Source organism: Sphingomonas koreensis, from assembly GCF_002797435.1.
Taxonomy (GTDB): domain Bacteria; phylum Pseudomonadota; class Alphaproteobacteria; order Sphingomonadales; family Sphingomonadaceae; genus Sphingomonas; species Sphingomonas koreensis.
In genome coordinates this window covers 2409424-2429188 of the sequence record NZ_PGEN01000001.1, presented here as the reverse complement: position 1 = coordinate 2429188, position 19765 = coordinate 2409424, and the positions used below count along the sequence as shown (strand labels likewise).

Annotated in this window: 12 protein-coding genes; 8 read left to right on the top strand and 4 right to left on the bottom strand. The window is 67.3% G+C overall.

Annotated features, from left to right (window positions below; translation table 11 throughout):
* The first annotated feature begins 15 nt into the window (after nt 1-15).
* The 6 genes from BDW16_RS11420 (at nt 16) to BDW16_RS11395 (ending at nt 9202) form a co-directional block, all read left to right on the top strand.
* The gene (locus tag BDW16_RS11420) at nt 16-528 is read left to right on the top strand and encodes a DUF721 domain-containing protein (RefSeq protein ID WP_100362861.1); all 513 of its coding nucleotides are present in this window, start codon (nt 16-18) and stop codon (nt 526-528) included.
* Complete coding sequence (locus BDW16_RS11415; protein ID WP_066572706.1) at nt 528-1238, top strand: DsbA family protein; 711 nt, start codon at nt 528-530, stop codon at nt 1236-1238. The genes BDW16_RS11420 and BDW16_RS11415 overlap by 1 nt, the downstream gene beginning before the upstream one ends.
* 28 nt (nt 1239-1266) lie before the next feature.
* Nucleotides 1267-2001 (top strand): thioredoxin domain-containing protein, encoded by a 735-nt coding sequence (locus tag BDW16_RS11410; protein WP_066572708.1) that lies wholly within the window; start codon nt 1267-1269, stop codon nt 1999-2001.
* A 33-nt stretch (nt 2002-2034) separates the two neighbouring features.
* Nucleotides 2035-5442, top strand: a complete 3408-nt coding sequence (gene smc / locus BDW16_RS11405) for a chromosome segregation protein SMC (protein WP_066572710.1) — start codon at nt 2035-2037, stop codon at nt 5440-5442.
* Between the two features lie 68 nt (nt 5443-5510).
* Complete coding sequence (locus BDW16_RS11400) at nt 5511-7880, top strand: glycoside hydrolase family 31 protein (RefSeq protein ID WP_241230432.1); 2370 nt, start codon at nt 5511-5513, stop codon at nt 7878-7880.
* The gene (locus tag BDW16_RS11395) at nt 7877-9202 is read left to right on the top strand and encodes an MFS transporter (RefSeq protein ID WP_066572716.1); all 1326 of its coding nucleotides are present in this window, start codon (nt 7877-7879) and stop codon (nt 9200-9202) included. The genes BDW16_RS11400 and BDW16_RS11395 overlap by 4 nt, the downstream gene beginning before the upstream one ends.
* An 89-nt stretch (nt 9203-9291) precedes the next feature.
* Here BDW16_RS11395 and BDW16_RS11390 read toward each other — a convergent pair whose 3' ends face one another.
* The gene (locus BDW16_RS11390) at nt 9292-11580 is read right to left on the bottom strand and encodes a glycoside hydrolase family 3 N-terminal domain-containing protein (RefSeq protein ID WP_066572717.1); all 2289 of its coding nucleotides are present in this window, start codon (nt 11578-11580) and stop codon (nt 9292-9294) included.
* A 180-nt stretch (nt 11581-11760) separates the two neighbouring features.
* Between BDW16_RS11390 and BDW16_RS11385 the strand changes: the two genes are divergently transcribed.
* A complete protein-coding gene (locus BDW16_RS11385) occupies nt 11761-12756 on the top strand; it encodes a LacI family DNA-binding transcriptional regulator (RefSeq protein WP_066572721.1) in 996 nt (331 codons plus the stop codon).
* Between the two features lie 30 nt (nt 12757-12786).
* Nucleotides 12787-14220: a glucoamylase family protein gene (locus BDW16_RS11380; RefSeq protein WP_066572951.1), complete on the top strand. Its 1434-nt coding sequence runs from the start codon at nt 12787-12789 to the stop codon at nt 14218-14220.
* A gap of 21 nt (nt 14221-14241) precedes the next feature.
* Here BDW16_RS11380 and BDW16_RS11375 read toward each other — a convergent pair whose 3' ends face one another.
* The 3 genes from BDW16_RS11375 to BDW16_RS11365 all read right to left on the bottom strand — a co-directional run bounded on the left by BDW16_RS11375 (nt 14242) and on the right by BDW16_RS11365 (nt 19757).
* On the bottom strand, nt 14242-16059 hold the full coding sequence (locus tag BDW16_RS11375) for a family 43 glycosylhydrolase (protein ID WP_066572727.1): 1818 nt from the start codon (nt 16057-16059) through the stop codon (nt 14242-14244).
* A gap of 11 nt (nt 16060-16070) precedes the next feature.
* Nucleotides 16071-16745 carry a DUF6445 family protein gene (locus BDW16_RS11370; RefSeq protein ID WP_066572728.1) on the bottom strand — a complete coding sequence of 225 codons (675 nt, stop codon included), beginning with the start codon at nt 16743-16745 and terminating at the stop codon, nt 16071-16073.
* A gap of 72 nt (nt 16746-16817) precedes the next feature.
* The gene (locus BDW16_RS11365; protein WP_066572729.1) at nt 16818-19757 is read right to left on the bottom strand and encodes a TonB-dependent receptor; all 2940 of its coding nucleotides are present in this window, start codon (nt 19755-19757) and stop codon (nt 16818-16820) included.
* Nucleotides 19758-19765 lie beyond the last annotated feature (8 nt).

Genomic DNA, 19765 nt, shown 5'->3' with positions numbered 1-19765 from the left:
GCATGGACTGACGCGATGAGTAAGCCGCGCGCCACCACCGACGAACCCAAGCGCAGCAACCGCATCCGCCCGGTGGCGGATCTGGTGCCCGATGTCGGCCGGGTCGCGTTCCGCAAGTTCGGCTTCGTTCAAAGCGCGGTCGTGCGCCGCTGGAGCGAGATCGTCGGCGAACGCTATGCCGGAGTCTCCGCGCCCGAATCGATCCGCTTTCCACGCGGCGAGCGGGCCAATGGAGTGCTCAACCTGGTCGTGCAGGGCGCACATGCCCCGATGATGATGCACATCGCGCCCGAGATCATGGAACGGGTCAACCGCTTCTTCGGCTACCCCGCAGTCGCGCGTGTCGCGATCCGGCAAGGCGAAGTGGCCAAGGCGCCGATGCCCGTGCCCAAGGCCGCCCCCGCCCCCATCCCCGCTGAAATGGGCGAGAGCCTGCGCGCGATCGCCGATCCCGAACTTCGCGCGGTACTCGAAGGCTTGGCAGCGGGCGTGGCTGCGCCCGTGCTCAAACTTGGAAAGATCGACTGATGCGCTCGCTCTACCTGTCCCTCGCCCTGATCGCAGCACCGCTGATGGTCGCCAGCGCCGCCGCGCAACAGGCAAAGCCCACCAGGCCGGCAGCGAAGGTGAGCGACTGGCGCAACCATGTCGTGCAGACGACATCGGGCGCGATCCTGACCGGCAACCCGGCCGCCAAGGTGAAGCTGGTCGAGTATCTGAGCTATACCTGCCCGCATTGCGCGCATTTCGTCGCGGAATCGAAGGCGCCGCTCTACGACGATCTGGTTCGCCGCGGCGTGGTGCGGGTCGAGTTCCGCCACGCGGTGCGCGATCCGCTCGACATGGCGGCGGCGCTGCTTGCGCGCTGCACCGGGCCCAAGGGGTTCAGCGGTGCGACCCAGGCGATCTTCGCCGCGCAGCCTAGCTGGTTCGAACAAGGCCGGACCTGGTGGCAGGCCAATGCCGCCTCGATCCAGGCACAGCCCGAACTCGCCCGGCTGAAGGCTGCGGCGAACGGATCGGGACTGTCGGCACTGATGCAGAAGCGCGGCATGTCTGCCGCGGCGATCGACCGCTGCTTTGCCGCGCCCGCCGACCTCGACAAGGTCACAGCGATGACCAAGACAGCCTGGGAAGCCATCAAGGGAACGCCCAGCTTCACGGTCAACGGCAAGGCGACCGGCGGCAGTGACTGGTCGACGCTGCAACCCGAACTGCGCGCCGCCGGCGCGCGCTGAGCATTTTTTCGAACGGAGAGAAGAACTGATGCGTATTGCGATTGGCCTGGCAGCCGCGGCGATCCTGGCGGGGTGCGGCGGCAGCGAGAGCGGCAACAGCACGGCCACGGCGCCGGCCGCACCCGTAGCGGGCGCCTCTGCGCCGGCGGGGACGCAATGGACCGACAAGGTCGAGAAAACCGCCGAGGGCGGCTTCCGCATGGGCAACCCCGACGCGCCGATCAAGCTGATCGAGTACGGATCGCGGACCTGCGGCCACTGCGCGGCCTTCGCCACCACCGGCATGGAGCCGCTCAAGGCCAAGATTTCGACCGGCAAGGTCAGCTTCGAATTCCGTGACTTCCTGCTCAACCCGATCGATCTGGGCGCGGCGTTGCTCGGCCAGTGCGCGGGCCCCGGCCCGTTCTTCGCGATCATGGACCAGATGTACGAGCAGCAGGCGACGCTGCTCCAGGGCGGCCCCAAGGAAGGCGATCCCTTCTTCCAGCAGGTCGAGGCGATGGCACCGGCCCAGCGCACCGCAGCGCTCGCCGAACGCTATGGCTATCTCGCCTTCGTCCAGCAGCGCGGCGTGCCCGAGGCCAAGGCACGCCAGTGCCTCGCCGATCAGGGCGCGATCGACGCACTGGTCAAGGGCAACGAGGCTGCGCAGAAGGAGTATAATATTCCCGGCACGCCGACCTTCATCCTGAACGGCAAGGTGCTCGAGAACACCGGTAGCTGGCCGCAGGTCGAGGCGGCGCTGAAGGCTGCAGGCGCCTGACGATGATCCGGGCGGGGGGAGCGCAAGCCTAAGGTGCAGATCAAGCGGCTCCGCCTGACCGGCTTCAAGAGCTTCGTCGATCCCGCCGACCTGCGCATCGAACCCGGGCTGACGGGGATCGTCGGCCCGAACGGCTGCGGCAAGTCCAACCTGCTCGAAGCGCTGCGCTGGACGATGGGTGAGAACAGCGCCAAGTCGATGCGCGGCGCGGGCATGGAAGACGTGATCTTCGCGGGGACGGCGACGCGCCCGCAGCGCGACTTCGCCGAAGTCTCGATCCTGGCCGAGCAACCCGGAGACGATGGCGAATTGGAGGTCGTCCGGCGTATCGAGCGCGGCGCGGGATCGGCCTATCGCATCAACGGGCGCGATGTCCGCGCCAAGGACGTCGCGCTGCTGTTCGCCGATTCGGCGACCGGCGCCCACTCGCCTGCATTGGTGAGCCAGGGGCGGATCGGCGCGATCATCATGGCCAAGCCCGGCGAGCGGCGGCAGATGCTGGAGGAGGCGGCGGGCATCTCCGGCCTGCACGTGCGGCGCAAGGACGCCGAGCAGAAATTGCGCGCGACCGAGGCAAACCTCACCCGGCTCGACGAGGTGATCGGCGACCAGGAGGCGAGGGCCAGTGCGCTCAAGCGGCAGGCACGGCAGGCCGAACGCTATCGCGAGCTGTCCGACAAGATCCGCACCGCCGAGGGGCGGATGATCTTCGCGCGCTGGCGCGAGGCGGCGAGCGCGGCCGACGCAGCGAAGAAGGAGGCCGCGGCGGCGGAGGCGCGGGTCGCCGAACGAACGCAGGCGCAGGAGAATGCGCTGGCGGCGCAGCGCGAGGTGGCGGACCGGCTGGCCAGCGCGCGCGGCGCTGCGCTGGCGGTGCGCGACCGGGCGAGCGAGGCGATGCACGCGCTGGCCGGGCTGCGCGGCGAGCGGGCGAGCGTCGAGCGGCGGATCGCCGAGCTGGCCGACAGCGCCGCGCGGCTGGAAGGCGACAAGGGGCGCGAAGGCGCGCTGGCACATGACGCCGCCGATGCGCTGGCGCGGCTGGAGGACGAGGCCAGGGTCCTCGACGCGCGGATCAAGGATGCGCAGGCGCGGATGCCGTCGCTCGAGTCCGCGTCGGCGAGGGCGGAGGGGGAATCGAGAGACGCCGAAGTTGGTTTGGCACAGGCACTTTCCGCTCAGGCAAGTGAAACAGCCGAAGCGCGGGTCGCCGAGGCCGCGTTCACGTCTGCGAGGGGAAGAGTGGAACGCGCGGAACGCGACGTTGCGCGCGTCGCCGCCGAGATTCACGCTTTGGGCGATCCCGCCCCGCTCAAGGAAGCCCGGACCAAGGCAGCGGACGACAAGGCCAAGGCCGAACGCCAGGCCGAGACCGCACGCACCGGCCTTGCCCGCGCCGACGCGACCGAGCGTGGAGCGATCGACGCACGCACCCGGGCGCAATCGGCACGGGCCGAAGCCCATGCCGAGCTGGCGCAGCTCGACAGCGAGGCGGCGGCGCTGACCAAGGCGACGCGGCCGAGCGGCAAGGACCGGCTGCTCGACAGGTTGAAGGTCGATCCCGGCTACGAACGCGCGCTCGCCGCGGCGCTGGGCGACGATCTCGAGGCCGGACTCGACCCGGCCGACGAACGCCATTGGGCGGGCGCGGAGGTGCTGAAGGGCGACCCCGGCGCACCATCGGGAACCACGCCGCTGGCCCGGCATGTCGAAGCGCCCGGCGTGCTCGCGCGGCGGCTGGCGCAGGTTCTGGTGACGGAGAGTGACGACGGCCAGCCGCTTGCCGTGGGGCAACGACTGGTGACGCTGGCGGGCGTGCTGCGGCGCTGGGACGGCTATGTCGCGAAGAGCGGCGGCGCGGCGGCGGCCGAGCGGCTCGAGCGGGTCAACCGGCTGCGCACCATCGAGAAGGCGCGCCCGGCGGCGGTGCGCGCGGTCGATGCCGCCGACGCCGAGCTGGCGCGGATCGACGGCGACATCGCCGAGGCGCGGCGCGCGGCGGCGGAATGCAAGCGCCTGCTCGACCATAGCGAGACCGCGGCGCGCGAGGCGGCGCGGGCGGAAGATCGCGCGGCCGCGGCGCTCGAACGGCTCGACGGCCAGCGTGCGGACCTCGAGGCGCGGCGCGCGCGGACGGCGGCTGAACTGGAAGAGGCCAGTGGTGAGCTCAAGCGCGCGGAAGCGGCCCGCGCGGCACTGCCCGATGGCAGCGCGACGCGGGCGAGGGTGGCGGCGCTGACCGCCGAAGCTGAAGCGCGGCGCAACGCGGCGGCCAACGCACGGGCCGAACGCGGCAATCTGGAACGCGAGATGGCGACGGCACGCGAGCGGCTGGCGGCGTCGATCGCCGAGAGCAAGAGCTGGAAGGCCCGCGCCGGGGAAGCGGCCAAGCGCATCGCCGAGATGGATGCGCGCGCCATCGAGCTGGCGGAGGCGGCAGAGGCGCTGAAGGACAAGCCCGCTCAACTCGACGAGGCGATCCTGCTCGCCGAAAAGGCCAACGAAGAAGCACGGATCGAGAGTGCCGCGGCGCAGTTGGCAGAGCGCGAGGCGGAAGGCGCGCTACGCGAGACCGAGGGCGCCGTGCGTGCCGCGGGCGAGGCGCTGGCCGAGGCGCGCGAGGGCCGGGCGGGCGCGGTGGCGCGGCACGAAAATCAGGAGATGCGCCGCATCGAGATGGGACGGCTGTCGGGCGAGCGGTTCGAATGCCCGCCACCGCTGTTGCCCGAACGCGCGGGCTTCGCCGAGGAGACGGTGCGCGGACCGCAGGACGAATCCGCCGCGCACGACCGGCTGATCGCCGAACGCGAGCGTATCGGGCCGGTGAACCTGGTCGCCGAGACCGAGCTGGCCGAGCTGACCGCCAGCGCGCAGAACAGCGCCAGGGAACGCGACGAGCTGATTCAGGCGGTGCACCGGCTGCGCGGGAGCATCGGCACGCTCAACCGCGAGGGGCGCCAGCGGCTGCTCGCTGCATTCGAAGCGGTCGACCAGCATTTCCGGCGACTGTTCACCACGCTGTTCAATGGCGGGCAGGCCCATCTGGAACTGGTCGATTCGGACGACCCGCTGGAGGCAGGGCTGGAGATCATGGCCCAGCCGCCGGGCAAGAAGCTGCAGTCGCTGACGTTGTTGTCGGGCGGCGAGCAGGCGCTGACCGCCGTGGCGCTGATCTTCGCCCTGTTCCTGACCAACCCCGCGCCGATCTGCGTGCTCGACGAAGTCGATGCGCCGCTGGACGACGCCAATATCGAGCGCTTCTGCGACCTGCTCGACGCGATGACGCGCGAGACCGCGACCCGCTACCTGATCGTCACCCACAATGCCGCGACGATGAGCCGCATGCACCGGCTGTTCGGCGTGACCATGGTCGAACGCGGCGTGAGCCGGCTGGTATCGGTCGATCTGGGCGGCGCGGAGTCGCTGCTCGCCGCCGAATAGCGATCGTGTATGCGCGTACCGGAGAGGATCGGATGAGACTGCTTCTGACAACCTTGTCAGCAATCGCGATGGCTGCTCCTGCGGCGGCGCAGGTGCGGGCGCTGGACAATGGCGTCGAGGTGACGCGCGGCGGGATGGCGGTGCGGGTGACGGCGCTGTCCGCATCGGTGCTGCGCGTGCGCATGGCGCGCGACGGCCAATGGCCCGAGGATGCGAGCTGGGCGGTACCCGCCGAGGTGCGGACGCGATCGACAAAGGTACGCGCGCGTGGCGACGGCTTCGACACCGATGCGCTGACGGTGAAGGTGGACCCTGCCACCTTGCGTCTCACGGTTCATGAGCGCGGCGGGCGGCTGGTCATGGCCGACAATGCCGATCCGGTGATGCGCGCGGACGGGAGCTTCGAGCTGTCGTTCGCGATGCCGGTCGGCGAGCGCTATTTCGGGCTGGGCGACAAGACCGGCCCGTTCGACCGGCGCGGGGCGAGCTATGTCCACTGGAACACCGACACGTTCGGCTATGGCCGCGAGACCGACCCGACCTACAAGTCGATCCCCTTCTACGTCACCACCGGCGGCGGGTTCGGCAGCTATGGCCTGTTCCTCGACAATCCGACGCGAAGCTGGTTCGATTTCGGGCACCGCAGCGATGGCGAGTTGAAGATCGGCGCGCCGGACGGCCCGGTGGATTATTATCTGATCGCCGGGCCGATGCTGTCGGAGGTGGTCCAGCGCTATCACGGCCTGACCGGCACGGCGCCGCTGATCGCGCCGTGGGGTCTGGGCTATCAGCAATCGCGCTACAGCTACATGTCGGACACCGAGGTGCGCGACCTCGCGGCACGGCTGCGCAAGGAACGCATCCCCACCGACGTGATCTGGCTCGACATCGATTTCCAGGACCGCAACCGGCCCTTCACCACCAACCCCAAGACCTTTCCCGACCTGCCCAGGCTGGCGCGCGACCTGAAGAGCGACGGGATCGGGCTGGTGGCGATCACCGACCTGCATATCGCGCACGCGCCGAGCCAGGGCTATGCGCCGTTTGACAGCGGCGCAGCGGGCAATCACTTCCTGCGCACCGCCAAGGGCCGCACCTATGTCGCGCCGGTATGGCCGGGGGATTCGGTATTCCCCGACTTCACCCGGGAAGCGTCGCGTGACTGGTGGGGCGGGCTGTACAAGGATTTCGTGCGCGCGGGGATCGCCGGCTTCTGGAACGACATGAACGAGCCGGCGATCTTCGAGACGCCGAGCAAGACGATGCCGCTCGACACCGTCCACCGCATCGAGGGCGACGGGTTTGCAACGCGTGAGGCGAGCCATGCCGAAGTCCACAATGTCTATGGCATGCAGAACAGCCGCGCGACGTTCGAGGGGCTGAAGAGGCTCGATTCCGCCGCACGCCCGTTCGTGATGACCCGCGCGACCTATGCCGGGGGTCAGCGCTACGCGGTGACCTGGACCGGGGACAACAATGCCACCTGGGACCACCTCAAACTGTCGGTGCAGCAGCTGGTCAATCTCGGCCTGTCGGGCTTTTCGTACAGCGCCGCGGATATCGGCGGGTTCACCGGCGGGCCGAGCCCCGAGCTGCTGACGCGCTGGATGCAGATCGGCGCGTTCACCCCGGTGATGCGTGTCCATGCCGCGGTGAATACGCCGCGCAGCGAGCCATGGGTCGATGGACCCGAACATCTCGCGCTGCGCCGCGCGGCGATCGAGGAACGCTATCGTCTGTTCCCCTATCTCTATGCCGTGGCCGAGCAGCAGGCGCGGTCGGGCGATCCGATCATGCGTCCGGTCTTCTACAACTATGCCTCGTCGGGCTGCGATTCGCCGATGAGCTTCACGCTGGGCCGCGACCTGATGGTCGCCGCATCGCCCAAGCCCGAATCGCCGCAACCCTATGACGTCTGCCTGCCTAAGGGCGGGTGGTATGATTACTGGACCGGACGTTCGGTGGTGGCGACAGCGGGCAAGACCGCCGACAGCGTGACCGAGACCCCGCGGATCGACCGGCTGCCGGTGTTCGTGCGCGCCGGCGCGATCATCCCGCGCCAGCCGCTGGTGCAGAGCCTGAGCGAGACGCCCAAGGGCGCGCTGGAACTGCTGGTCTATCCCGGTGACGATTGCAGCGGCACGCTCTATCTCGACGACGGCAAGGCCGACGCGATCGCGCGCGGCGCCTATCTGCGCCAGAGCTTCCGCTGTTCGACGACCGAGAAGGGGCTGCGGATCGATCTCGACGCGCGACAGGGCAAGCTCAAGCCATGGTGGCGCGAAATCGCGATGACGGTGCATGCCGTCTCGGATCTCGGCGCGGTCCGCCTTGGGCGGCGGACGATCGCGGCAAGAATGGACGAGAGCGCCGACCGGGTCCGCTTCACCCTGCCCGATTCCGCCGGGGCCGCAACGATCACCCTGGTCGGTCCGTGATCCGCCCCTCCCGCGCGCGACTGACGCTGTTCGCCTTCGGGGACTTTGCGTTCAACCTCTACTGGCAGAGCGCGATGCTCTTCCTGCTGTTCTACTATACCGACGCGCTGGGCCTGCCGGTCGCAGCGGCGGCCGCGATCTTCATGGCAGCGTCGGTATGGGACGGGGTCGCCAACTTCGCGGCCGGCATTCTGGCCGACCGGCGCGAGCCCAAGGGCGGGCTCGGGCGGCTGGTCGCGATCGGCGGCGTGCCGCTGGGGCTGGGGTTCGTGCTTGCGTACCTGCCGCCGGTGGTGCCCGGCTGGTGGGGAATGGTCGGGGTGTTCGCCGGGCATATCGCGTTCCGCACCGCCTATGCCTTCATCAACCTGCCCTATCTCGCGATGAGCGCGCGGGTGAGCGCGGACAGCAACGATCGCGCCTATGTCGCCGGGGTGCGGATGCTGTCCGGCACGCTGGCGGCGGTGGTGGTCGCGCTGGGCACTGTGCCGCTGGGCGGGCTGCTGCTCGGAACCAAGGCTGCGGCCGACGCCTATCTGGGCGCGGCATTGCTGTCCGCGCTGGCGGGGGCGGCGATCCTCGCCTGGGTGGGCATAACCTATCGCGAGGCCGACGTTCCGGAGCGGCGCGAACCGGTGCCGGTATGGATCGCGCTCAAGGCGATCGCGGGGAACAGGGCGTTCGTGACGCTCAACCTCGCCATGGTGGCGATGATCGTCGCGGTGACGATCCTCAACAAGTCGGTACTTTATTACTTCAAATATTTCCTCGGCGACGAGGGTGGCGGACAGCTTGCGCTGGCGTCGATGAGCGTGGTGAGCGCGGTGTCGGTGCCGCTGTGGATGCTGATCCAGCGGCGCGTGGGGACGCGCGCTTTGTGGTTCCTCGCGGCGGCACTGGCGATGATCGGGCTCGCGCTGTTCGCGCTGTTCGACATTCATCGCGCGGGGGTGATGCAGGCCTATCTGATGGCGATGCAGGCGATGATTGTCGGACTCAACTTCGTCTTCTGGGCGATGCTGCCCAACACGATCGAATATGGCGAGCAGCGCACCGGATTGCGCGTCGAGGGCGCGGTGTTTGGGATGGCGGCGCTGCTGCAGCGCGTGGCGATCGGGATCGCGACGGCGATCATCGGCCTGGGGTTCGAGCGCGCGGGCTATGTCGCCAATGTCGGCCAGAGCGCGGCGACGCTGTCGGCGATGCGGATGACGATCGCGCTGGTGCCGCTCGGCTTCCTGGCGCTGTCGTGCGTGCTGATGGCGCTGAACCCGCTGGGCCGCGGCGAGCACGCGCGGATCGTGAGGGATCTGAGGAAGTAGGGAAGCCCAAACGCGGTCCGGCACCGCCCCGGGGAGGGAGGGGGAAGCGGTGCCGGACCCCCGGCCGCAGGGCCGGGAAAGCGTCTCGATCAGGCGGTAAGCGTGAAGGTCGAATGAACCCCCTGCGCCTGAGCCGACGGCGCGATCCAGACGTCGAACAGGCCCGGCTCGACCGTAGGCTTCAAATCGCGGCCGATGAATTCGAGCTGCGCGCGCTTCAGCACGAAGCGCACCGTTTCCGACGCGCCGGGCGCGAGCGCGATCTTGCGGAACGCCTTGAGCTCGCGGACCGGGCGGGTGATGCTCGCGGCGCGATCGCGGATGTAGAGCTGAACCACTTCCTCCGCCGCGCGGGTGCCGCGGTTGGTGATCGTCGCGGTGAAGGCGATCTCCCCATCCCAGGCCAGCGTTCCCTTGTCGGGCGTCAGGTTCGCATAGTCGATCTTGCCGTAGGTCAGACCATGACCGAACGGGTAGAGCGCCGAGTTCGGGATCGAGCGATAGTGGGTCTTGTATTCCTCGAGCTTGTCGTCGCTCGGGTTCGGACGGCCGGTGGGCTTGTGCGAATAGTAGAAGGGCTGCTGGCCCGGCTCGCGCGGGAAGCTCATCGGCAAGCGGCCCGAGGGGCTGTAGTCGCCGAACAGTACGTCGGCGATCGCATTGCCGCTCTCCGACCCCAGGAACCAGGTGACGAGAATCGCGGGCGCGTTCTTGACCGCGCCCTCCAGCGCGAGCGCGCGGCCGTTCTTGAGCACGACGATCACCGGCTTGCCGGTCGCGGCCACGGCCTCGGCCAGCGCCTGCTGCGGCGCGGGAACGGTGATGCTCGTGCGCGACTGTGCTTCGCCCGACATGCGCTCGCTCTCACCGATCGCGAGCAGAACGACGTCGGCGTTGCGGGCAGCGGCGACCGCGGCTTCGATCCCGCCGGGAAGCGGGGCTTCGACCTGCGAGCCCTCCACCACCGTGATCTGCGCGTTCTTGCCCAGCGCGTTGCGCACGCCGGTTTCGAGATCGATGGCGAGCTTGTTGTCGCCATAGACGCACCAGGGGCCGTTGAGGTCGTGCTGGCCCGCGGCGAACGGGCCGATGATCGCGATCTTCTGCCCACCCTTGCGCAGCGGCAGGACATCGCCCTCGTTCTTCAGAAGGACGATCGACTTCTTCGCCATCTCGCGCGAAAGCGCCAGCGTCGCCTTGGTGCGGCTGCGTGCGGCTTCGCGTTTCTCGTCGATGCGGCGGAACGGGTCCTCGAACAGGCCGAGCTTGGCCTTGATCGCCAGCACCTTGCGGACCGATTCATCGACCCGCGCCATCGGCACCTCGCCCTTCTCGACCAGGTCGGGCAGGTGATCGCGATAGAAGCCGCTGGTCATGCTCATATCGACCCCGGCCATGAAGGCGATCTTGGTCGCCTCGCGGGCATCGGCGGCAAAGCCGTGGTCGATCATCTCCATGTCGCCGGTATAATCGGAAACGACGAAGCCCTGATATTTCCACTCGTCGCGCAGCACGGTGCGCATCAGCCACTCATTGCCGTTCGAGGGGATTCCGGAAATCTCGTTGAACGAGGACATGGCCGACAGTGCGCCCGCGCCGAACGCCGCCTGGAAGGGCGGGAAATAGACTTCGCGCAGCGTCCGTTCCGATACGTCGACGGTGTTGTAATCAAGCCCCGCTTCGGCCGCGCCATAAGCGGCGAAGTGCTTCGCGCAGGCCATCATCGTATCGATCGCCTTGAGGCTGGCGCCCTGGAAGCCCTTCACGCGCGCCGCGGCGAAGAGGTTGCCGAGATGCACGTCCTCGCCCGCGCCCTCCATGGTGCGGCCCCAGCGCTGGTCGCGTGCGACGTCGACCATCGGCGCGAAGGTCCAGTCGATACCCGCGGCAGCGGCCTCGTAGGATGCAGCGGCCGCAGTCCTTTCCGCCAGCGCCGGATCGAAGCTCGCGGCTTCGCCCACCGGAACCGGGAAGATGGTGCGGTGGCCGTGAATGATATCCGCGGCGAAGATCAGCGGGATCTTGAGCCGCGACTCCTTCATCGCCGCAGTCTGCATGATCCGGCACATATGCGTACCGCTGCCGTTGAACACGCCGGTGAGCATGCCCTTGCGGACTTCCTCGACCTGCTGTTCGAAGTTGGCGTTCGAGCCGCTGGCAGGGTTGATCACGGTGCTGCCGCCCCAGGCCGAAGCCATCAGGCTGAGCTGGCCCGCCTTTTCGGCGAGCGTCATCTTGGCGATCAGCGCGTCGATGAACGGAGGAACCTCGACCGTTGCAGCCTGGCTAAGCAGCGCATGCGCCGGGCTGTGGAGCCACGCCGCGATCGCACCAGCGCCCATCAGCGCCCCGCGGCGGGAAATCCGGGTGTCGAGCATTTCTAGTCCTCTCCTGAACGCATCGCGCAACGGCGCGAGGGATGCGAGTTGATCGGGCGGCCCCCATCGTTTTGGGCTTGTCGCGCCGAACAGTAACCGGTTACATGCCGTTGAAACTTGCAATTTGCAATCGCGAATGATCCGCCCGAATACGTAATCGTTCCGGGGGAGAGAGGGTAGATGGCCGAGGCGACGATCCGCGATGTGGCACGCCGGGCGCAGGTATCGATCGCTTCGGTATCGCGCGCATTGAACGGGCTCGGCAATGTCCGCCAGGAAACGCGCGACCGCGTCATGGCCGCGGCAGCCGAGCTGGGCTACGTCCCGCACGCCGGCGCGCGCAGCCTGAGCCTCGCCCGCGCCCACGCTGTCGGCGTCGTGCTGCCCGACCTGCACGGCGAGTTCTTCAGCGAGTTCGTGCGCGGCATGGATCGCGAAGCGAGCCGCCGCGGCTATGTGCTGCTGCTGTCCAACATCCATGACGAGAGCGAACAGGCTGCCAACGCGCTGCGTGCGATGCGCGGGCGCGTCGACGGGCTGATCGTGATGGCGCCGCACCTTTCCGCCGGGATGCTCCAGTCGGCGCTGCCCCCGACCCTGCCGTCGCTGTTCATCAACGGCCCGGAGGAGATCGACGACCGCCCCACGATACGGCTCGACAATGTCGCGGCGATGGAGGCGATGGTCGCGCATCTGGTTGCCGGTGGCCGCAAGCGGATCGTCCACATCGCCGGACCCGACGGCAATGTCGATGCGCGCGAACGCGTCGAGGGCTATCGCGCAGCCATGGCCCGCCATGCGCCGGGGATCGAACCGGTCGTGCTGGCGGGCGACTTTTCCGAGGAAGCGGGTGAAGCTGCAGCCCATGCGATCCGCGCCAACGGTATCGCGTGCGATGCCGTGTTCGCCGCCAACGACATGATGGCGATCGGCTGCCTTCAGGCGCTGCGCAACGGCGGGGCCGACGTCCCCGGCGAGATCGCCGTGGCGGGCTTCGACGACGTGCCGCTGGCCCGCTATCTCGGCCTCACCACGGTGCGCGTGCGGATCGCCGAGATGGGCGCGCGCGCGATCGAGCGGCTGATCGATATTCTCGAAGGCGGACCGGCGGATCAGCGCGCCGAACGCCACGACGCCGAACTGGTGGTGCGCGGCACCACCGCGGCGCGCGACTGAACGACAGGAACATCTGGAGAGGATATGACGATGCGTTTCCCGATCACCCGCCGGTCCCTGCTCGCCGCGCCCGCGCTGGGCGCCGCCGCACTGACCCCGGCATGCGCCCGCCCGCTGCTGGCCGGCCCTGCCAAACCGGCGCTGCCCGGCTGGTACGCCGATCTCGAGAAGCGCACCTTCGACTTCTTCTGGCAGACGGCGAACCGCAAGAACGGGCTGGTGCCCGATCGCTGGCCGAGCAAGTCCTTCTGCTCGATCGCGTCTGTGGGCTATGCGCTGACCGCCTATCCCGTGGGCGTGGAGCGCGGCTGGGTGACGCGTGCCGAGGCGGCCGAGCTGACGCTGACCACGTTGCGTTTCTTCTGGAACGCGCCGCAGGGACCGGAGCCGAGCGGTACCGCGGGCCACAAGGGTTTCTTCTACCACTTCATCGACATGGAGACCGGCCACCGGTTCCGCACCAACGAGCTTTCGAGCGTGGACACCACACTTCTGTTCATGGGCATCCTGTTCGCGGCCGAGTATTTCAGCGCCGACAACGCTGTCGAAGCCGAGATCCGCAAGCTGGCGCACGACATCTACGCCCGTGCCGACTGGAACTTCTTCCGCAGCGACGGCCGCGCGCCGATTTCGATGGGCTGGCACCCCGAGCGCGGCCTGATCCCGGCGAGCTGGCAGGGTTATAACGAGGGGATGTGCGTCTACATCCTCGCGCTTGCCTCGCCGACGCACCCGGTGCCGGCGAACAGCTGGGACGTGTGGACCGCGAAGTACGACCATTGCTGGCGCGGGCAGGGCGAGACCCGTCACCTCGCCTTTGCGCCGCTGTTCGGACACCAGTACAGCCATGTCTGGGTCGATTTCCGCGGCATCCGCGACAAGGTGATGCGCGAAGCGGGTATCGACTATTTCGAGAACAGCCGCCGCGCGACGCATGCGCAGCGCGCCTATGCCATCGCCAACCCGATGGGCTGGACCGGCTATTCCAAGGACATTTGGGGCCTGACGGCTTGCGACGGGCCGGGCGGATACAACCTTCCCTTCAAGGGGCGGACGGCCACGTTCCGTGCCTATTCGGCGCGCGGGCCGCTGGGCCAGCCCGACGCGTATGACGACGGCACGCTCGCGCCGACCGCGGCGCTCGGCTCGCTGCCCTTCGCGCCCGAGATCGTGATCCCGGCCGCGAACGCACTGCGCAAATGGCCGGGCCTCTACAGCCAGTACGGCTTCCTCGATTCGTTCAACCCCAGCTTCACCTGGACCGACAAGAAGCTCGCCAACGGCCGGATCAACGGCAAGCATGGCTGGGTCGATACCGACTATATCGGCATCGATCAGGGACCGATCCTGTTGCAGGCGGCGAATTATCGCAGCGATTTCGTTTGGAAGGTGATGCGCGGATCGAAGGTGATCCGGCGCGGGCTGGAGGCGGCCGGGTTCACCGGCGGGTGGCTGGCCGCCTGACCCTGGCTCAACCGGTGCGCGTCAGCGGATGCGCACCGGCCTGCTGCGCTTCGATACGCCGGTTTCGTTGAACGCCTCGACCGCGGCGTAGTAGCCGGTACCGAGGTTGAGCGCGCGGATATCGAGCTTCGCGTCCGCGCCCAGCTCGTCGGCGAAGACCTGATAGGTGAGCGTCAGCCGATCGGGGCGCACGCCCCACAAGACATTGTAGCCGGTCGCGCCCGGCACCTTGCGCCAGGTCACGCGGGCGTTGCGTTGATCGGTGTCGCGGATCGCGGTGATCCCGCCCGGCGCGGCGGGTGCGGCGCCGTCGGCATTGCCGAACACGCGCAGGTCGTTGATCGCGAGATGTGCGCCGCCGATATGACCGTGGACATAGCGGACATAGCGGACCTTCGCGGGCGTCCTGAGTTCGAGATAGGCGTTCGGCCGGTCGCGGCGCGGGCCCTCGGTCTGCGCGATCGTCGACCAGCTCCTGCCGTCGGCCGAACCCTCGATGCGGAATTCGGTATAGATGTCGGGCGCATCGGCGAAGCGGCCGGCCTTGTAGTCGGCGAAATTGACCTGAATCGCGCGGACGGTCTTCGCCGCGCCAAGATCCATCGTCAGCGTCTCGCCCGGCTGCTTGCTCCCCGCGACCCAGAAGCTGCGCGGATTCTCGTCCGCGGCGCGGCTCGCCTCATACTCGCCGAGCGTCGAGGAGGCCGTGAGTTGCTTGCGGTAGGACAGCAGCATCCAGCCGGTGAAGAGCGATTCGATGTCGTCGACCTTCCCTTCCGGCGCCCAGTGCGGGAAGTCGCCGAAGCGCGCGGACGACCACATCTGCCCGTCCGCCTCGAACTTCGCCGGGAACAGGTTGATCCGCCGCTCGAACGTCCAGTTGGCGCCGAGCCACGGCGTGCCGGTGTTCCACCAGTTGCCGTGATTGTCCTCGAAGGTCGAACCGTGCCCTGCCCCCTCGACAAAGCCGCCGGGCTTGTAGGCGACCGGGTTCCACGGCGCATAGGTCCACGGGCCGAGCGGCGATTTCGAGGTGTAGGTGCCGTTGGCATAGGCGTTATACTCGGTGCCCGGCGCGCCATACTGGAGATAGTAGGTGCCGCCGACCTTGGTCATCCATGCGCCCTCCATGAAGGGCGCGATCGGGGTGCCGTTGGGGAGGCCGCCCGAATGATCCTGCCCGAACCGCTCCCAGCCATGCCGGTCGGGATGGAGCCTGAACATTTCCTTCGCCGGCCCCTTGTAAATGAGCTTGCCGTCCCTGAACTCGATCTCCAGCCCATAAAGCGGGAAGACGTTGGACGAGTTCCAGTAGAGATACCATTTGCCGTCATCGTCGAGGAACAGCGCGGGGTCCCACGGGCCGGGCGGGATCTCGCCGGGCTTCATCTTCTCCTCCTCGCCCGGGCGCACCTGTCCAGGAAGGCGCGGCATGCGGCGAACGAAATAGTCGAGCTTGCCGGTCTCAGGCGCGTCGGAGACGTAGATCGCGCCCGGCTCCATCATCGAGGGCATGAGGTAGAGCCGTTCGCCGTCCGACCAGGCGGCGGGCGCGACGAAACTGTCATTCTCCCACCGGCTCGGCGTGATGAAGGTCCAGTCGACGAGGTTGGTCGATCGCCAATATCCGTCGGCGAGCGTCTGGAAGAGATAATAGGCACCCTTGTGCCGAACGATCACCGGATCGGCACCGGTGCGGTATGAAACCCCCTCGTTCACCTGCTCGAAATTGTAGCGGTAATCGATGTCGATCGGATTGGCATAGCTGCGTTTGCCCGGCTGCGCCGCGGTTGTGGTGGCGACGATCAGCGCGGTGAGTGCAACGGCGTGCCTGAGCATCGGTCGGGTCCTCAATGAATATGGATGAACAGATTGGCGGTAAGCCGGCCCTGACGCGGATCGGCGCTGAGCTTGAGGCCGGATGGAATGATCCCGGAGTGGAGCAATGCCCCACGATAGATGACGAGCCGGTCGGGCACCGCGTCGATTCGGCCGATCTGGTCGAAGCTGGCGTTGCTGGCATTGGTATATCCCTTGAGCCTCGCGCTTTCTGCCTTCGCCGCTGAAACAAAGGCATCGCGATTGCGCTCGTCGATCAGTTCGATGCCCGTCGAGCGCTGGCGGTAGAAGCCGGTGCCGCTGCCGGGCGCTTCGGCGAGATAGTGAAGCACCGCGACATAGCGGGCGTCGGTCGAGTCGAAATGCGGCGCGCGCTGCGCAGGAGTCAGTGCCTGAGGCGGCGTCGTGACGATGGAAAAGCTCGCCTCGAGCAGATCGAAGCTGTCGGCGTCGAAGGCGCCGCCAATGAAGGGCGCGGCAGCTTCGAGCAGCCCGCAGGCATAGGAAAACGCATCGGCATCGTCTTCGCTCAGGACGCGGCGTAGCCCGGGGTAATAGGTCGAGCTCAGCGGAAAGGGAGCAAGGCGCGCGGCCAGTGCAATCACGCCGGCAGGATCGCCGGTGATCCCGTCGACGGTGACGACCGGCTGCCGGCTATGGCCGAAACGGTGCAGCTCGGGTTTCACCCCATCTCTCCCGGCCGGTAGGAATGGGGGAGGAAGCACGGCTCCCTCCCCCGCACATGCCTGATCCTGGGGTCAGAATTTGTACTTGAGGCCCGCCTGGAAGGTACGGGCGTAACCAACGGTCGAATTCTCTTCACGCGTCGGATTGGGGCCGCTGCCGGCACCCCAGGTCGAATAGTTGCGGTTGACCCAGTCGAAGACGTTGAACACTTCGAAGTCTGCGGTCAGTTCACCGCCGATCCCCGGCACCTTGAACGTCTTGGCGATGCGCAGATCGACATTCTTGTACCCGATGCTCTGCTTGGGCGAGAAGACGCCGGCATCGTTGTAGTAGAAGCAGCCACCGCAATTGGGCGGAGGCGTGCGGCTAAAGTCGACATTGCCGAAGCGCGGTCCTGAGGCGAGCGTCAGCGTGCCCGCGACCTGGAAACCCCAGGGCAGGTCGCCCATGCCGGTCGCGACGAAGCGCCAGCGTTCGAGGTTGCGGGTCGGCTGCCAGCCGAACGCATCCTGCTTGCCCGCGTTGAACATCTGCCCCTCGTCGAACGAGATCGCCTGGTTCGACTTGGCATCCGAGATTGTGAGCGATGCGGTCGCGCCCCAGCCCGAATCCTTGGTGTAGGTCTTGTCGGCGGTCAGGTAGAGCGCGGTGTACTTGGCCTTGCCTTCGCTCGATCCGATGTTGAGGCGCCCGGTATAGCCGGGGACGAGGCCGTTGCCCGCCGGGAAATTGTCGCGCACCCAGCCGAAGCCGCCATCGGTATAATTTCCGTTGGTCTGGCGGTTGCCCCGCACGAAGATGAAGGCGTTGTGCGAGCGATTGTGCGCGACCGCGGCCGAGAGCTGGACCGGGCCGAGCCGCTTGCGCACGCCGAGCGTGAACTGGTCGGTGTATGGCACTTTCGCATCATTGTTGATGACCCAGATGTCACCGGACAGCCCCGTCTGCGCGACCGCGGCGCGCAGCGCATCGGGATTGCGATAAGCCTCGCTCCACTGCAACAGCCCCGGTGCGCATGCCGGAAGGCCGGACGCGCCGCAGAAGTTCACCGATGCATCGCTGCGGATGTTGTTGAACAGTGTCTCCAGTGAGGCGAGGTAGTAGATGTTGCGGTCATAGTAGCGGCCGGCACCGGCGAAGAAGACCAGATCGCGATCGCCGTTGACGTCGTAGCTGATGCCGACGCGCGGCTGGAACGCACCCAGGAACGGTTTCCGCTTGGTCCCGTCGGTGATGTAATCCTCAGGGTTGATTCCCGCGGCCTGCCACGGCTGATAATTGCGCAGCGCCGTCGCGACTTTCTCAGGCGTGCGGTAGTTGTTGTTGAAGTTGTTGGATTCATAGTCCCAGCGCAGGCCGAGATTGACGGTCCAGTGATCGTCGATCGTCCAGTCGTCCTGCAGGAACAGACCGACTTGGACATTGTCCGCCTCCATCGGCGTTGGCGGCAGCAGCGAGATCGTCGCGCGATAGGGTATGCTGCTGCTTTCGCTGGTGAAATTCTGGTAGGCGAACTTGTAGGAGCCGTTGGCGAACGCATCCTCGACACGCGTCAGCGTATTCATCGAGATCTTGACGCCCGCCTTCACCACATGGTTTTCCCAGCCGGTGTAGGTGAAGTTGTTCTTGAAGGTGAAGCTTTCCTGCTCGTTCGCCTGCTGGAACGAATTCGCCCCGAAGAAGAACAGGTCGCCGCCGCCGACGCCGTTGGTCAGCACATATTCCGGGCCGGTCGTAATTGTCGGCGTGCCAGTGAAGTTGTTGAAATAGCTGAAGGTGAGTTCGTTCAGGAAGCCGTCGCCGCGATGCGCCCATTCGAGCTGGTAGTTCTTGCTCTCGGTACCGACGTCGCGCCCCTGTTCGAATGCGCGGTTGTCGCCATAGTCCTTGACGTCGGTTTCCTTGCGCAAGAAGTAGCTGCCGCTGATCGTATCGCGATCCGACGCGAACAGCGTCAACTTCGCGAAGTACAGGTCCTGCTTGAAATCCGCGGCGAAGTTGCCACCGAAGCGGTCGCGGATCGTCCCGGGCAGCAGTGCGGACGGATTGACGATCTTTGCCGGGCTCGTCTGGCGCGTGCCTTCATAGGCGCCGAAGAAGTGCAGCACGCCGGGAACGATCGGGCCGCCCAGATCGCCGCCGAACTGCCAACGTTTGTAATCGGGCTTTGCATTGGCGCCGGTCGGATTGTTGGCTTCGCCCGGCCGGTCGAAGAACGGACGGCCGTACCAGGATTTGGGCACATACTTACCGAATGCGCTGCCGTGGAACTCTTCGCCGCCGGTCTTGGTGACCGCGGTGATGATCGCGGAGCCGGCATTCTCGAACTCAGCCTTGAAGTTCTGGGTCTCGACCCGGAATTCCTGGATCGCCGACTGCGGGAAGGGATTGCCCTTCGAGAAATTCTGACCAGCCACACCGCCAAAGCCGACCTGGCTCTTCTGGCTGGTGCCGTCAATGAAGACGTTGACGTTGTTCGAGCTGACGCCGCCAGCCTGGATGCCAACATTCTCGCCGGCAGGCAGGGTGACGCCCGGAGCCAGCGCCGCGAAGTTCAGGAAGTTACGGCTGGTCTGCGGCAGATTCTCGATCTGCGCCTGGCTGACGCTGGTTCCGATCGTTGCGGTGCGAACTTCGGACCGGCCGCGCAGGCCCGTTACCACGACTTCATCGCCGGCGGGAGCCGGCGGCGCGAGATCGACGTTGACGATCTGACCGACCGGGAGGGAGACCTGCTGCGCCTCCTGCCCCTGCGCCTCGACGCGATAGGTGCTGGGACGCAGACCGACGACCGTGAAGCTGCCGTCGGCGCGGGTGGTGGTCGTTACCGACCGGCCGGTGACGGTGTCGGTGACGGTCACGGTGCTACCCGCGCTCGCACCCTCTACGCGCCCCTGCAGGGTCGCGGTGGTCTGGGCGAAGGCGGAGGTGCTGACCATCAGCGCGGCGGCAAAGGCGCCCGCGGAAACGCCGCGGACGAGACTCGAACGTTTGCTACGGAAATCCGTCATCAATCTGC

Excerpts from the sequence above, each read along its gene's own strand:
- BDW16_RS11420 (WP_100362861.1), top strand. The coding sequence starts at position 16 with ATGAGTAAGCCGCGCGCCACCACCGACGAACCCAAGCGCAGCAACCGC.
- BDW16_RS11415 (WP_066572706.1), top strand. The coding sequence starts at position 528 with ATGCGCTCGCTCTACCTGTCCCTCGCCCTGATCGCAGCACCGCTGATG.
- BDW16_RS11410 (WP_066572708.1), top strand. The coding sequence starts at position 1,267 with ATGCGTATTGCGATTGGCCTGGCAGCCGCGGCGATCCTGGCGGGGTGC.
- BDW16_RS11400 (WP_241230432.1), top strand. The coding sequence starts at position 5,511 with ATGGCTGCTCCTGCGGCGGCGCAGGTGCGGGCGCTGGACAATGGCGTC.
- BDW16_RS11390 (WP_066572717.1), bottom strand. The coding sequence starts at position 11,580 with ATGCTCGACACCCGGATTTCCCGCCGCGGGGCGCTGATGGGCGCTGGT.
- BDW16_RS11385 (WP_066572721.1), top strand. The coding sequence starts at position 11,761 with ATGGCCGAGGCGACGATCCGCGATGTGGCACGCCGGGCGCAGGTATCG.
- BDW16_RS11380 (WP_066572951.1), top strand. The coding sequence starts at position 12,787 with ATGCGTTTCCCGATCACCCGCCGGTCCCTGCTCGCCGCGCCCGCGCTG.
- BDW16_RS11375 (WP_066572727.1), bottom strand. The coding sequence starts at position 16,059 with ATGCTCAGGCACGCCGTTGCACTCACCGCGCTGATCGTCGCCACCACA.
- BDW16_RS11365 (WP_066572729.1), bottom strand. The coding sequence starts at position 19,757 with ATGACGGATTTCCGTAGCAAACGTTCGAGTCTCGTCCGCGGCGTTTCC.